Consider the following 13,482-nt stretch of genomic DNA (forward strand, 5'->3'; position numbering starts at 1 on the left):
CAGGGCGCGGCGCCCGCGCCCGAGGCCTCGCAGCCCGCGGCGGCGCCGCAGCAGGACCCGCCTGCCCAGCCCGCGGCCCCGGCGCAGCAGCAGCCACAGCAGCAGCAGCCGACGAACCCGCTGCAGCAGTTCCTGCCCAGGCTGGGCCGCTGAGGGCCAGGGATGCAGCGTTTCTGGTCACGGGCGGAGGCAGCGGAGATCGAAGAGGGCGCGTGCTGCGTCCTGCTCGACGGCAGGCCGATGCGGCTTCCTTCCGGCGCGCGGCTGGCCGTTCCCTCCCGACGGATCGCAGAGGCGCTCGCCGCGGAGTGGCAAGCGGCGGGCGGCGAGAAGGGGAGGGAGTTCAGCCTCGAGCAGCTGCCGCTGACGCGCCTCGTCGGCACGGCGATCGACCGTATCGCGCCCGACCCGGCGCTCGCGGTCGCGACCGTCGCGCGCTACGGCGAGACCGACCTTCTGTGCTACCGGGCAGACTTCCCGCCAAAGCTCGCCCAGCGCCAGGCGGCTTCCTGGCAACCGCTTCTCGACTGGGCTGCGCTCGCCCTCGATGCGCCGCTGTCGGTGACCTCAGGGGTGGTCGCCGTCGCCCAGCCCCAGGCCGCCCTTGCGTCGCTCGCGCGTGCGGTGGCCGCGCACGAGCCTGTCGCGCTCTCCGCACTGGGGCAGATCGTGCAGTCCACCGGCTCGCTCGTGCTCGGCCTTGCCGTCTCGCACCGGCGGATCGACCCCGACGAGGCGCACGCGCTCGCCGTGCTCGACGAGACCTTCCAGGAGGAGGAGTGGGGCGAGGATGCCGAGGCGGCCGCGCGGCGCGCCGCGATCCGGGCCGACATCCTCCGCGCCGCCGAGCTTCTCGCTCTCGCGAGGGAGACGGCGTGAGCGAGGCGCGGCGGTTCATCGTGTCGGGACGCGTGCAGGGCGTGGGCTTCCGAGCCTTCGTCGTCGATGCCGCGCGGCGCGGCGGCGTCGCCGGCTGGGTCAGGAACCTGCCGGACGGGCGCGTCGAGGTGTTCGCCGAAGGCCCTGCCGGGGCGATCGAGACGCTCGCAGAGGCCTGCCGGCGCGGGCCGATGCTCGCGCGCGTGGATGCGGTCGCGCAGCACGAGGCCTCGGCGGAGGGGCGGGAAGGGTTCCGTCAGGTGGCGGACGGATGATCGCCTTCCTGAGGATGCTGCTCGGTTCGGGCTGCGTCGTCCTCGGGACCGTCATGATCGCCGTGGCGCTCCGGCAGTACCGGCGCGAGATGACGTGGCGTCGCACGCTCGCCACCGTGCGCAGGCGGCCGGGCGTCGCCGATGCCGAGCTTTCCTATATCGACGAGCTGGGGCGCGAGCGCCTTGCCCAGCACTGGGGGGTGCGCAGCACCGTGGCGTCCGGCGCCCGGGTGCCCGTTCTCGTGCACCGCACGCGGCCAGAGCGCGTGGCGATGCCCTTCGGCGGCGGCGTGCTCGCCGTGCTCGTGTTCGCCGGCATGCTCGTCGGGCTCCTCGGCCTGCTCATGCTCGCCAACGCCTTCTGGAGCTAGGCTCCCCCGAACGCCTCGGCGAAGGACGCCATCAGCGCGGAATCGACCTCCTCCATCGAGGCGGCGATGCCTTCGTTCCAGAGGCTCGTCACGCCATGCTCGCGCACGCCGCAGGGCACGATGCCATCGAAATGATCGAGGTCGGGGTCCACGTTCAGAGCGAAGCCGTGCCAGGTGATCCAGCGCGTCACGCGCACGCCGATGGCGCCGATCTTGGCGTCGCGCCCGGGCTGGCGCCTGTCCGCCACCCAGAGGCCGACGCGGCCCTCGCGGGTGCCCGCGCGGATGCCGAGCCGGTCGAGCGCGGCGACCAGCCAGGCCTCGAGCCCGTGTACGTAGGCCCGGATGTCCTGCCCGCGCTGGCGCAGGTCCAGCATCACGTAGCCGACGCGCTGGCCGGGCCCATGATAGGTCCACTGCCCGCCGCGGCCTGCCCGGTAGGTCGGGAAGCCGCGGGGGTTGAACAGGTCCTCCGCCCGCGCGCTGGTGCCGGCGGTGAAGAGGGGCGGATGCTCGAGCAGCCAGATGCGCTCGCCCGCCTCGCCGGCCGCCATGGCGGCGACGTGCCGCTCCATCTCCGCCATCGCCTCGGGGTAGGCGACGGGCGCGTCCGAGACCTGCCAGGAAGGCGGGCCGAGCGCGATTGCCGAGGGAGACAGCATCGGTTATATCCCCCGCCCTGGCTGGGTGCGCGGTCGTGGCGGAACTGGTAGACGCGCAAGCTTGAGGTGCTTGTGGGGGAAACCCCGTGGAAGTTCGAGTCTTCTCGACCGCACCAGCCTGATCCTTCCTCTCATGCACTCCGGATCGCCGCGGCCAAGGCCGGGGCCGCTCCCGCGCCCAGCCGGCGCAGGAGGGCAAGCGTATCGGGCACGGTGAGGCCGAGCAGCACGATCCGCCCTTCCTCCATCACCGCGACGCTGCCGGAGGTCGCGCTCGGCGCTCCGGGGAGATAGACCGTCGCGAAGCCGCCTTCCAGGCGTTCGACGACGAAGCCGATCTGGAATGCGTCGTCGTAGCGGAGCAGGGCGGGCACGAAGCTTCCCTCCTTCTCCAGCCCGACGAACCCTTCGGCCGTGCTCTTGATCAGCCCGTAGGCCGGAAAGCGCGAGAGGATGCGTTCCTCGAGCGTGTCGGCCAGGCGGTTGGCGAGCCGGCCGCGGGCCAGCAGGCCGGCGACGAAGCAGAGGATGAACAACGCGAGGATCGACCCGCCGGTGGCCGCGATCGCCGCCGAGACGCCGGGCAAGGGCAGCATTCCCGCGACAGGCCGCACCAGCTTCACCGCGATGGCCAGCGCCTGCTGGATGACGACGACGGCGAGCACGACCGGCACGAGGAACAGCACCCCGCCGATCACCGTGGTCTTCACGAAGGACATCACCGCGCGCATCCCGCTCTCCCCCTGTCCAGGGGGCAAGTCTGCTCCCGGGACGAGAGCCGGCGCCAGTTGCCTATCCGCTCCGGCCCGTGCATCTCTGCGGTGACGCTCGACCACGGGGAAGGGAGAACGATGGACCGCGAGGATTTCCGCAAGGCGGCGCTCGACTACCACCGGCTCCCGCGGCCCGGGAAGCTCTCGGTCGAGGCGACCAAGCGGCTTTCCTCCAACCGCGACCTGTCGCTCGCCTACTCGCCAGGCGTGGCCGTCGCCTGCGAGGCGATCGTGGCCGACCCGGCGACGGCATTCGACTACACCGCCCGCGGCAACCTCGTCGCCGTCATCACCAACGGCACGGCCGTGCTCGGCCTCGGCGCGATCGGCCCGCTCGCCGGCAAGCCGGTGATGGAGGGCAAGGCGGTGCTCTTCAAGAAGTTCGCCGGCATCGACGTGTTCGACATCGAGGTCGACGCCAACGACCCGGACAAGTTCATCGAGGTCGTCGCCGCGCTCGAGCCGACCTTCGGCGGCATAAACCTCGAGGACATCAAGGCGCCCGAGTGCTTCGTCATCGAGGCGAAGCTCCGCGAACGGATGAAGATCCCCGTCTTCCACGATGACCAGCACGGCACGGCCATCATCGTCGCCGCCGCCATCCGCAACGCGCTCGTGGTGCAGGGCAAGCGCATGGAGGAGGCGCGCCTCGTCACCTCCGGCGCCGGTGCCGCCGCGCTCGCCTGCCTCGACCTCCTCGTCGCGATGGGCATGAAGCGGGAGAACATCACCGTCACCGACATCAAGGGGGTGGTGTTCCAGGGGCGGAACGAGCTGATGGATCCGTGGAAGGAGAAGTGGGCGCGCGACACCGAGGCGCGGACGCTCCCCGAGGTCCTGCCCGGAGCCGACATCTTCCTCGGCCTCTCCGCCCCGCGCGTGCTGAAGCCCGAGTGGCTCGCGACGATGGCGCCGAACCCGCTGATCATGGCGCTCGCGAACCCCGAGCCGGAGATCACGCCCGAGCTCGCCAAGGAGGCGCGGCCGGACGCGATCGTCGCGACGGGACGAAGCGACTATCCGAACCAGGTCAACAACGTCCTCTGCTTCCCGTTCATCTTCCGTGGCGCGCTCGATGTCGGCGCGACGACGATCAACGACGAGATGAAGATCGCCGCCGCCGACGCGATCGCCGCGCTCGCGCGCGAGGAGGCCTCCGAGGTCGTGCAGGCCGCCTATGGCGGCCAGGCGCCCTCCTTCGGACCCGACACGATCATCCCCAAGCCGTTCGACCCGCGGCTGATCCTCCGCATCGCCCCGGCTGTGGCGAAGGCGGCGATGGAAACGGGGGTGGCGACGCGGCCGATCGAGGATTTCGAGGCCTACAAGGCGCGCCTTGCCGGCTTCTCCTATCGCTCGGGCCAGCTCATGCGGCCGGTGTTCGAGGCAGCCCGGGCCCATCCGGCCAAGGTGGCCTATGGCGAGGGAGAGGACGATCGGGTGCTGCGCGCGGCGCAGATCGCGGTCGACGAAGGCATCGCCCATCCCGTCGTCGTCGGTCGCCGCGCGATCATCGAGGGCAAGATCGCCGCCATGGGCCTGCGCATGAAGCTCGGCGAGCAGGTGACGATCCTCGATCCGTCCGAGGACACCACCGTGTTCGACCCGCTGGCGGAGGCCTACCACGCGCTCGTCGAGCGGAAGGGAACGCCGCCGGAGAGTGCGGTAACGCGGGTGCGCACGCGCACCACGGTGGCGGCCGCGATGCTTCTCGCCACCGGCCAGGTCGACGCCGCGATCGTCGGCGCCACGGGCCAGTGGATGCGCCACTGGGAGCTCGTGCGCGACATCATCCCCCGCCGCAAGGGCGTTGGCCGCGCCTATGCGCTTTCGGCACTGATCGTCCAGTCCGGCACGCTCTTCATCGCCGACACGCACGTGAACCCCGACCCGACGGTGGAGCAGGTCTGCGAGATGACGGGCCTCGCCGCAGAGGCGGTACGCCGTTTCGGTGTCGAGCCGAAGATCGCGCTCGTGTCGCACTCCAATTTCGGCTCCTCCGGCACGCCGTCCGCGCGGAAGATGCGCGCGGCCCTGCCGATGATCCGCGCGCATTTCCCCGAGCTCGAGGTGGAAGGCGAGATGCATGCCGATGCCGCCCTGGTCGAGGCGACGCGGTCGCGCATCTTCCCGCGATCGGCGCTCAAGGGCAGCGCCAACCTGCTCGTGATGCCGACGCTCGATGCAGCGAACATTTCCTTCGAGCTTCTCAAGGCCGCAGCGGATGGCCTCGCCGTCGGCCCGATGCTGCTCGGCCTGGCGCGCCCCATGCACGTCGTGACGCCCTCGATCACCGCGCGCGGAATCCTCAACGTCACTGCGCTCGCGGTCCTGGAGGCGGCCGCGCACGGCGGTGGCTGAGCAGCGTCCAACGACCCCTCTGGTCATCGATTGCGACCCCGGGGCGGACGACGCGCTTGCCCTGCTGATGGCGCTTGCCGCGCCGTCTCTCGACCTCCGCGCCGTGACGGTGGTCGCCGGCAACGCGCCCGTGGATGTGTGCGCCGCGAACGCGCGGCGGGTGCTCGACCTTGCCGGCCGGGGCGACATCGCCGTCCATCGCGGCGCGGCGGCGCCGCTCGGCGGCGGGCGGGTCGAGGATGCGGTGGTGCACGGGGAGGACGGGCTCTCGGGCCTTGCCCTTCCGAAGCCCTCGCGCGGGCCGGACGGCACGGATGCAACCGCGGCGCTCGCGGCAGCGATGCCGGCCACCGTCGCCGCGATCGGGCCGCTGACCAACATCGCCGTCGCGCGCGAGGCGGGGCTCGCCCCGCCACGCCTCGTCGTGCTCGGCGGCGCGATCGGCGCGGGCAACACGCGGTCCGGCGCCGAGTACAATCTCGCCGTCGATCCGCTTGCTGCGGCTCTCGTCCTCGCCGGGCCGGTGACGCTCGTGCCGCTCGACATCGCCCGCGCCGCGCTCGCCACGCCCGAGCGTGTCGCCATGCTTGCCGCCACCGGCGCGGTCGGGAGGCGGATCGCGCCGATGCTCGCGGCCTATGCGGCGGCAGACAGGCGCCAGCACGGGCTCGTGGGCGGCATGCTTCCCGACGCGCACGCCATCGCCGCCCTGGTCGAGCCCGGCCTCTACACCTGGCGCCGGGCGGCGATCGAGGTTGACGGCGCCGGGCGCACGGGGTTCGACTGGCAGGCAAGGGAGGAGACGGCGGAGGTCGCCGTCGCGGTCGATGCCGAAGGGTTCTTCGCGCTGGTTGCGTGGCTTCTTGGCATGCTTTGAACAGGGGGGAGACACCCCCACATGAAGGCGTATGGGACGGGACAGCCAGCTACCTGACAAGGCCAAGCGCGCGGACGTGAACGCGTTCCTCCGCCGCGTCGAGACCATGCCGGCGGTGCGCGCGGGCACCGGGCGGCGCGGGCGGCTTCTTTTCGCGGTCGATGCCACCGCAAGCCGGCAGCCGACCTGGGACCGCGCCTGCTTTCTCACGGGCGCGATGTTCGACGCGACGCGCGGCCTTGGCGGGCTTTCCATGAGCCTCTGCTACTACCGCGGCTATGGCGAGTTCGCCGCAACGCCCTGGCTCTCCGACACCGACGACCTGACGCGGCGGATGACGGGCGTTTCCTGCCTCGGCGGGCAGACGCAGATCGCCCGCGTGCTCCGCCATGCCGCGGCAGAGACGCGGAAGGATCGGGTGAACGCACTCGTCTTCGTCGGCGATGCCGTGGAGGAGGACATCGACGCGCTTGCCCATCTCGCGGGCGAGCTCGGCATGCTCGGCTGCCCCGGCTTCTTCTTCCACGAGGGCGGGGAGCCCATGGCTGCCCGCACCTTCCGCGAGCTCGCGCGCCTCTCGGGCGGCGCCTACGCGCCGTTCGATCTCTCCTCGGCCGACATGCTGCGCGACCTGCTCACCGCCGTCGCCGTCTATGCAGCGGGCGGGCGCGAGGCGCTGGCGCGGCTGCCCTCCGCGGGTGCGGGGCGCGCCGCGACGCTCCTGACGCACCAGCTCCCCGGACGCCGGTGACCCGCGACCGATGACCTGGCGCCCATGACCTGGCTTCTCGTCGGCCTCGGCGCGCTCGGGCTCATCTTCTACGCCGCCTCCGCCTTCGCCAATGCGCGGATCGAGGCCCTGAAATCGGCCCTCAAGTGGGTGGGCATCACCCTCGGCGGTGCGCTCGCGCTGTTCCTTCTCGTCACCGGGCGGGGCGGCCAGGCGCTGATGCTCGCCGTCGTGCTCGGCCCCCTCGCCATCCGGTTCTGGAACCAGGCCAAGGCCGCACGCACCTTCTCGCGCGGCGGCCGGCCAGGCGAGGGCCAGGCGAGCGAGGTGGCCACCGCGTTCCTGCGCATGCGGCTCGACCATGACACCGGAACGATGAGCGGCACGGTCCTGGCTGGCGAGTTCCGCGGCCGCGAGCTCGCCGAACTCGCCTTGCCCGACCTGATCGCGCTGTGGCTCGCGCTCCGCGCAGAGGACCCCGAAAGCGTGCCGCTCCTCGAGGCCTGGATGGACCGCCGCTTCGGCGAAGCCTGGCGAGGTGCCGCGGCGGACGCTGCCGGCGATTCGGAGGAGGGACCCCGCGCGGCAGGCGGCCCTCTCACCCGCGCCGAAGCATTTGCCATTCTCGGCCTTCGCGAGGGGGCGACCGAGGAGCAGATCCGCGACGCCCATCGCCGCCTGATGCGGGCCGCGCACCCCGACAAGGGCGGGTCGGACTGGCTTGCCGCCCGGATCAACGAGGCCCGCGATGTGCTGCTCGGGTGATGGTCCTGCCGCCCACGGCGCTGAACGATCGGGCCGCTGAGGCGTTAACCGCTCGTCGGTTGCGGTGGCGGGGCCCGTATGGCAGGAACCGCGTCACATCCCGACACTGCCGCGCCTTCGCCGGCAGGGTTCAGCCAGACAGAAGGGTAATGAGATGAAGAGCTTGCGCAAGGCCGTGCTTCCGGTCGCCGGTCTCGGCACGCGCTTCCTCCCCGCGACCAAGGCGATGGCCAAGGAGATGCTGCCGGTCGTCGACAAGCCGCTGATCCAGTATGCCGTCGAGGAGGCGCGGGCGGCCGGCATCGAGCAGTTCTGCTTCGTCACCGGCCGCGGCAAGGTCTCGCTGGTCGAGCATTTCGACGTCGCCTTCGAACTCGAGGCGACGCTGAAGGAGCGCGGCAAGCTCGACACGCTGAAGCAGCTCGAGGGCGCCTCCGCCATCCCCGGCTCGATCGTCTCGGTGCGCCAGCAGGTACCGCTCGGCCTCGGCCACGCCATCTGGTGCGCCCGGGCCTTCATCGGCGACGACCCCTTCGCCATCATGCTTCCCGACGACCTGGTGCTGGCCGAGACGTCCTGGGTGAAGCAGCTCGCCGATGCGTACACCGAGACTGGGGGCAACGTCGTCGCGGTCGAGGAAGTGCCGCGCGAGCACACGAACCGCTACGGCATCCTGAAGGTCGGGAAGGACGATGGCCGGATGGCCGAGGTGCTCGGCCTCGTCGAGAAGCCGAAGCCGGAGGAGGCGCCGTCGAACCTCTCCATCGTCGGCCGCTACGTGCTGATGCCGGAGGTGATCGCGGAACTCGCGCGCTTCGAGAAGGGCGCGGGCGGCGAGATCCAGCTCACCGACGGCATGGCCAGGCTGATCGGGCGGCAGCCCTTCCACGGGCTCCGCTGCACCGGCCGCCGGTTCGATTGCGGGGACAAGGCGGGGTATCTGGAGGCGCAGCTCGCCTTCGCCCTCTCGCGGCCCGACATGGCCGACAAGGTGCGGGCCTTCCTGCCGAACTACCGCTGAGGCACGGGCGATGCGGATCGCGATGATCGGCGGCGGCTATGTCGGCCTCGTCTCCGGTGCCTGCTTCGCCGAGTTCGGCATCGACGTCGCGGTGGTGGAAGCCGATCCCGCCAAGCTCGCCGCGCTGCGGGCCGCGAAGATGCCGATCTACGAGCCCGGGCTCGAGAAGCTCGTGGCGGAGAACGTCGCCGCCGGGCGGCTCTCCTTCGGCGACGACATCGCCGCCGCCGTGAAAGGGGCGGAGGCGGTGTTCATCGCCGTCGGCACGCCGACGCGGCGCGGCGACGGCCACGCCGACCTCACCTACGTCTATGCCGCCGCGGAGCAGGTGGCCAAGGCGATGACCGACTATGCCGTGATCGTCACGAAATCGACCGTTCCGGTCGGCACGGGTCGGCGCGTCGCCGAGATCGTGCGCGCGACGCGGCCAGACCTCGAATTCGACATCGCCTCCAACCCCGAGTTCCTGCGCGAGGGCAACGCCATCGGCGATTTCATGCGCCCCGACCGGGTGGTGATCGGCGCCGACAGCGACCGTGCGCGCGAGGTGATGAAGCGTCTCTACCGTCCGCTCTATCTCATCGAGACGCCGATCGTGTTCACCGGGCTCGAGACGGCCGAGCTCATCAAGTACGCCGCCAACGCGTTCCTCGCGATGAAGGTCACCTTCATCAACGAGATGGCCGACCTTGCCGAGAAGGTGGGGGCCGACGTGCACGACATCGCCCGCGGCATCGGCCTCGACGGGCGGATCGGGCGCAAGTTCCTGCATGCCGGGCCGGGCTTCGGCGGCTCGTGCTTCCCGAAGGACACGCTCGCGCTGGTGCGCACCGCGCAGGACCACCAGGCGCCGACACGGCTGATCGAGACGGTCGTCGCGGTGAATGACGCGCGCAAGGCGCTGATGGCCTCGCGCGTGGTCGCGGCCTGCGGCGGGTCGGTGCGCGGCAAGCGCATCGCCGTGCTCGGCCTTACCTTCAAGCCAGAGACGGACGACATGCGCGACGCGCCGTCGCTCACCATCGTGCCGCGGCTTGTCGAGGACGGCGCCATCGTCTCTGCCTACGACCCCGAGGGCATGGAGCAGGCGAAGCCGCTGATGCCCGGTTCGATCCGCTGGTGCAAGGACGCGATGGACGCGGCGAAGGATGCCGACGCGCTCGTCCTGATCACAGAATGGAACGAGTTCCGCGCCATCTCGCCCGCGCGGCTGAAGGCCGCGATGGCAGGCGATGTCGTCGTCGACCTCCGCAACGTGTGGGACCCCGCGGCGATGCGCCAGGCGGGGTTCCGCTACTCCTCGATCGGCCGGCCCTGAGCCGCCCCCGGACCTGAGCTTTCGAAAGGATTGCGCATGGCCTTCTCGCACCGCTTCGACCCGACGAGCCTTCGCGAGTACGACATCCGCGGCATCGTCGGCCGCACGCTCTCGGAGAAGGACGCCTTCGCCATCGGCCGCGCCTTCGGCTCGATCGTCGCGCGCAAGGGCGGCAAGCTCGTCGCTGTCGGGCGTGACGGGCGCGTCTCCGGCCCCGCGCTCGAGCAGGCGCTTGTCGACGGGCTGAAGGCCTGCGGGCTCAAGGTCCTGCGCATGGGCGTGGGCCCGACCCCGATGCTCTACTACCTCGGTGTCGCGCGGAACTGCGACGGCGCGGTGCAGGTGACGGGAAGCCACAACCCGCCCGACTACAACGGCTTCAAGATGGTGCTCGGCGGCAAGCCGTTCTTCGGCGCGCAGATCCAGGAGATCGGCCGCATGGCGGCCGCGGGCGACGTGGTGGCGGAGGCCGCGGGAAGCGACGAGACGGTCGACATCGCCGCGGAGTACGTCGCGCGGCTGATCAAGGACTGGGACGGCGGCGACCGTGCGCTGAAGGTCGTGTGGGACAACGGCAACGGCGCGGCCGGGGACGTGCTCAGGCAGCTCGTCGCGAAGCTTCCCGGCAAGCACGAGATTCTGTTCCCCGAGATCGACGGCCGCTTCCCCAACCACCACCCCGACCCGACGGTGCTGAAGAACCTCGAGGCCCTCGTCGCGCGCGTGAAGGAGACCGGCGCCGATCTCGGCATCGCCTTCGACGGCGACGCCGACCGCATCGGCGTGGTCGACGACGAGGGGCACATGCTCTTCGGCGACCAGCTCCTGATCGTTCTCGCCCGCGACGTGCTGAAGGCGCATCCCGGCGCGACGATCATCAGCGACGTGAAGGCGAGCCAGGTTCTGTTCGACGCGATCGGCGAGGCGGGCGGCAAGCCGCTCATGTGGAAGACAGGGCACTCGCTGATCAAGGCGAAGATGGCCGAGACGGGCTGCCCGCTCGCAGGCGAGATGAGCGGCCACGTGTTCTTCGCGGACAAGTGGTACGGCTTCGACGACGCGCTCTATGCCGGCGTGCGCCTGCTCGGCATCGTCGCGCGGATGGAGGGCAGGCTGTCTGCCGTGCGCAAGGCGCTGCCGGCCGTGCTGAACACGCCCGAGCTTCGCTTCGAGTGCGACGACACGCGGAAGTTCGACGTGGTGCGCGAGGTCGCCGCCCGGCTCAAGTCGGCGCAGGCGAAGGTGTCCGACGTCGACGGCGTGCGCGTCTCCACTCCCGATGGCTGGTGGCTCCTCCGCGCCTCGAACACCCAGGCCGTGCTCGTCGCCCGCGCCGAGGCGACGACGGGCGAGGCGGGGCTCGAGAGGCTGAAGGCGGCGCTCGGCGAGCAGCTCAAGGCCTCGGGCGTGGCGCTCGACTTCGAGAGGGCCGCCTCCGGGCATTGAGCCAGGGCGCGCCGCCAGGGCGCGCGTCCAGGGGGCGCGGCATGCGCGTCTTCCTCTACGGCTCGCTGATGGACCCGGCCGTGTTCGCCCGCCGTGCAGGCACGGCCGAGCCGCTCGCCTCCGCCCGCCCCGGCCTTCTCGAGGGATGGCGGCGTGTGACGCTGCGGGGAACCCCGTTCCCAACGCTGTTGCGCGCCGCAGGAGAGGCGGTCGACGGCCTCGTCGCCGACATCCCGCCGGCGTTGCTTCCACCGCTGCACGCATACGAAGGCGCGCTCTACCGGTTCCTGCGCGTCAGGGTGTTGAGCGAGGGCCAGTACCTCGCCGCCCGCGCGTGGATTTCGCGGCCGGACAGGGCTGACGCGCGCCGCCCATGGTCCCCACGCCCGACGAGCGAGCTCTGATCACGAGTTCGTGACATCGCCTTGCATGGCTGTCATGCAGGGGCCTCATAGTCGCGGTCCAAGGCTGCAACGAACATCTGGGAGCACTTCATGCGCATTGCCGCAACGGCCGCGTTCGCCCTCGCCCTCGGCCTCGCTGCACCCGCCGCCGTCGCGCAGGCGAGCTGGGAGCCGACCAGGCCCGTGCAGTTCATCGTGCCCGCCGGAACCGGCGGCGGGGCCGACCAGATGGCCCGCGTGATCCAGGGCATCGTCTCCAAGCACAACCTGATGCGGCAGCCGATCGTCGTCGTGAACAAGGCCGGCGGCGCTGGCGCGGAGGCGTTCCTCGAGACCAAGGCGGCGCGGGGCAACCCGCACATCCTGCTCATCACGCTCTCGAACCTGTTCACCACGCCGCTTGCGACCGGCATCCCCTTCCGCTGGACCGACCTCACCCCGGTCGCGATGCTCGCGCTCGACGAGTTCATCCTCTGGGTGAACGCCGAGGCGCCGTACACGACCGTTCCCGCCTTCCTCGACGCCGCGCGGGCGAACCGGCTCCGCATCGGCGGTACCGGCTCGAGGCAGGAGGACCAGATCATCGCCGCAGCCATCACCAAGGCGACGGGCGTGAACTTCACCTACATCCCCTACCAGGGCGGCGGTGCCGTCGCGGTCGCGCTCGTCGGCAAGCATGTCGAGGCGACGGTGAACAACCCGATCGAGGCGGTGACGCATTGGCGCGCCGGCGCGCTGCGCCCGCTCTGCGTGTTCGACGGCAGGCGCCTGCCGGTGACCGAGAAGATGACGGAGACGCAGGCCTGGAGCGACATCTCGACCTGCGCGGAAAGCGGCCTCGATGTCGAATACCTGATGCTGCGCGGCATCTTCATGGCCCCGGGCGTGAGCCAGGCACAGGTGGCCTACTACATCGGGCTGCTCGAGCGCGTGCGGGCGACGCCGGAGTGGCAGGAGCTGATGCGCCAGGGCGCCTTCAACACCACCACGCTCACCGGCGAGGAGTTCAAGGCCTGGCTCACCCGCGAGGAGGAGCGTCACCGCACGCTGATGACGGAGGCCGGCTTCGTGGCCTCGCGCTGAGCGCGGGGCAGCGATGGCGCGCCGCTTCACGGGCATCGGCCTCCGCACCGCCGAGGTCGGCCTTGCGCTTCTCTTCGCCGCGGTCGCCGCGCTCGCGATCGCCGATGCGCTGGATATCGGCGCGGGCTGGAGCGAGGACGGCCCGCGCTCGGGTTACTTCCCGTTCTGGATCGGGCTGATCCTGCTCGCCGCGTCGCTGTGGCAGCTCGTCGGCGCGCTCGGGATTCCGCGGCGCCTCGGCTTCGCCACACGCGAGGAGCTCGGCCGCGTCGCCTCGGTGCTGGTCCCGGCGGCGCTGCAGGTCGCGGCGATGCCGTTCGTGGGCCTCTACGTGTCCTCGGCGCTCCTGATCACCTGGTTCATGACGCGGCTCGGAAGCTTCGCCATTCCCGTCGCCGCGGCCACGGGCGTCGCGGTGGCGATCGTCGCGTTCGTCGTGTTCGAGATCTGGTTCCTCGTCGCACTTCCGAAGGGGCCGATTGAACAGTGGCTCGGCTACTGAGCGTGGTGCAGCGGG

At 71.2% G+C, this 13,482-nt stretch carries 15 protein-coding genes and 1 tRNA gene; 14 read left to right on the plus strand and 2 right to left on the minus strand.

Annotated features, from left to right (window positions below):
• The first annotated feature begins 162 nt into the window (after nt 1-162).
• From FIF60_RS17005 to FIF60_RS17015, 3 genes are read left to right on the plus strand one after another with little or no spacing between them, the layout of a single operon-like run.
• Nucleotides 163-879: an ATP12 family chaperone protein gene (locus FIF60_RS17005; protein ID WP_144299485.1), complete on the plus strand. Its 717-nt coding sequence runs from the start codon at nt 163-165 to the stop codon at nt 877-879.
• Nucleotides 876-1,154, plus strand: a complete 279-nt coding sequence (locus FIF60_RS17010) for an acylphosphatase (protein WP_144299486.1) — start codon at nt 876-878, stop codon at nt 1,152-1,154. The genes FIF60_RS17005 and FIF60_RS17010 overlap by 4 nt, the downstream gene beginning before the upstream one ends.
• The gene (locus FIF60_RS17015) at nt 1,151-1,525 is read left to right on the plus strand and encodes a hypothetical protein (RefSeq protein ID WP_144299487.1); all 375 of its coding nucleotides are present in this window, start codon (nt 1,151-1,153) and stop codon (nt 1,523-1,525) included. Before FIF60_RS17010 ends, FIF60_RS17015 begins: the two co-directional genes overlap by 4 nt.
• On the opposite strand, the gene lipB is transcribed toward FIF60_RS17015, so the two are convergent.
• A complete protein-coding gene (lipB, locus tag FIF60_RS17020; RefSeq protein WP_144299488.1) occupies nt 1,522-2,187 on the minus strand; it encodes a lipoyl(octanoyl) transferase LipB in 666 nt (221 codons plus the stop codon). The genes FIF60_RS17015 and lipB overlap by 4 nt on opposite strands.
• A gap of 29 nt (nt 2,188-2,216) precedes the next feature.
• Here lipB and FIF60_RS17025 point away from each other — a divergent pair.
• Nucleotides 2,217-2,303, plus strand: a tRNA-Leu gene (locus FIF60_RS17025).
• A gap of 15 nt (nt 2,304-2,318) precedes the next feature.
• Here the strand turns inward: FIF60_RS17025 and FIF60_RS17030 are convergent.
• Nucleotides 2,319-2,918 (minus strand): DUF502 domain-containing protein, encoded by a 600-nt coding sequence (locus tag FIF60_RS17030; protein WP_144299489.1) that lies wholly within the window; start codon nt 2,916-2,918, stop codon nt 2,319-2,321.
• Between the two features lie 120 nt (nt 2,919-3,038).
• Between FIF60_RS17030 and FIF60_RS17035 the strand changes: the two genes are divergently transcribed.
• The 10 genes from FIF60_RS17035 (at nt 3,039) to FIF60_RS17080 (ending at nt 13,467) form a co-directional block, all read left to right on the plus strand.
• Nucleotides 3,039-5,321, plus strand: coding sequence for an NADP-dependent malic enzyme (locus FIF60_RS17035; protein ID WP_144299490.1), 2,283 nt, complete (start codon nt 3,039-3,041; stop codon nt 5,319-5,321).
• Nucleotides 5,314-6,198: a nucleoside hydrolase gene (locus FIF60_RS17040; protein ID WP_158639273.1), complete on the plus strand. Its 885-nt coding sequence runs from the start codon at nt 5,314-5,316 to the stop codon at nt 6,196-6,198. Before FIF60_RS17035 ends, FIF60_RS17040 begins: the two co-directional genes overlap by 8 nt.
• Before the next feature lie 31 nt (nt 6,199-6,229).
• Nucleotides 6,230-6,949 (plus strand): vWA domain-containing protein, encoded by a 720-nt coding sequence (locus FIF60_RS17045; protein ID WP_144299492.1) that lies wholly within the window; start codon nt 6,230-6,232, stop codon nt 6,947-6,949.
• Nucleotides 6,950-6,973: 24 nt separating this feature from the next.
• Nucleotides 6,974-7,693 (plus strand): DnaJ domain-containing protein, encoded by a 720-nt coding sequence (locus FIF60_RS22140; protein ID WP_144299493.1) that lies wholly within the window; start codon nt 6,974-6,976, stop codon nt 7,691-7,693.
• A gap of 154 nt (nt 7,694-7,847) precedes the next feature.
• Complete coding sequence (gene galU / locus FIF60_RS17055; protein ID WP_144299494.1) at nt 7,848-8,714, plus strand: UTP--glucose-1-phosphate uridylyltransferase GalU; 867 nt, start codon at nt 7,848-7,850, stop codon at nt 8,712-8,714.
• Nucleotides 8,715-8,724: 10 nt separating this feature from the next.
• Nucleotides 8,725-10,032: a UDP-glucose dehydrogenase family protein gene (locus FIF60_RS17060; protein WP_144299495.1), complete on the plus strand. Its 1,308-nt coding sequence runs from the start codon at nt 8,725-8,727 to the stop codon at nt 10,030-10,032.
• Between the two features lie 36 nt (nt 10,033-10,068).
• The gene (pgmG, locus tag FIF60_RS17065) at nt 10,069-11,478 is read left to right on the plus strand and encodes a phosphoglucomutase/phosphomannomutase PgmG (protein ID WP_144299496.1); all 1,410 of its coding nucleotides are present in this window, start codon (nt 10,069-10,071) and stop codon (nt 11,476-11,478) included.
• Nucleotides 11,479-11,519: 41 nt separating this feature from the next.
• Nucleotides 11,520-11,882 (plus strand): gamma-glutamylcyclotransferase family protein, encoded by a 363-nt coding sequence (locus FIF60_RS17070; protein WP_144299497.1) that lies wholly within the window; start codon nt 11,520-11,522, stop codon nt 11,880-11,882.
• A 90-nt stretch (nt 11,883-11,972) separates the two neighbouring features.
• Nucleotides 11,973-12,965 carry a Bug family tripartite tricarboxylate transporter substrate binding protein gene (locus FIF60_RS17075; RefSeq protein WP_144299498.1) on the plus strand — a complete coding sequence of 331 codons (993 nt, stop codon included), beginning with the start codon at nt 11,973-11,975 and terminating at the stop codon, nt 12,963-12,965.
• Between the two features lie 13 nt (nt 12,966-12,978).
• Nucleotides 12,979-13,467, plus strand: a complete 489-nt coding sequence (locus FIF60_RS17080; protein ID WP_144299499.1) for a tripartite tricarboxylate transporter TctB family protein — start codon at nt 12,979-12,981, stop codon at nt 13,465-13,467.
• Nucleotides 13,468-13,482 lie beyond the last annotated feature (15 nt).

It is taken from the genome of Elioraea rosea, assembly GCF_007644105.1.
Taxonomy (GTDB): domain Bacteria; phylum Pseudomonadota; class Alphaproteobacteria; order Acetobacterales; family Acetobacteraceae; genus Elioraea_A; species Elioraea_A rosea.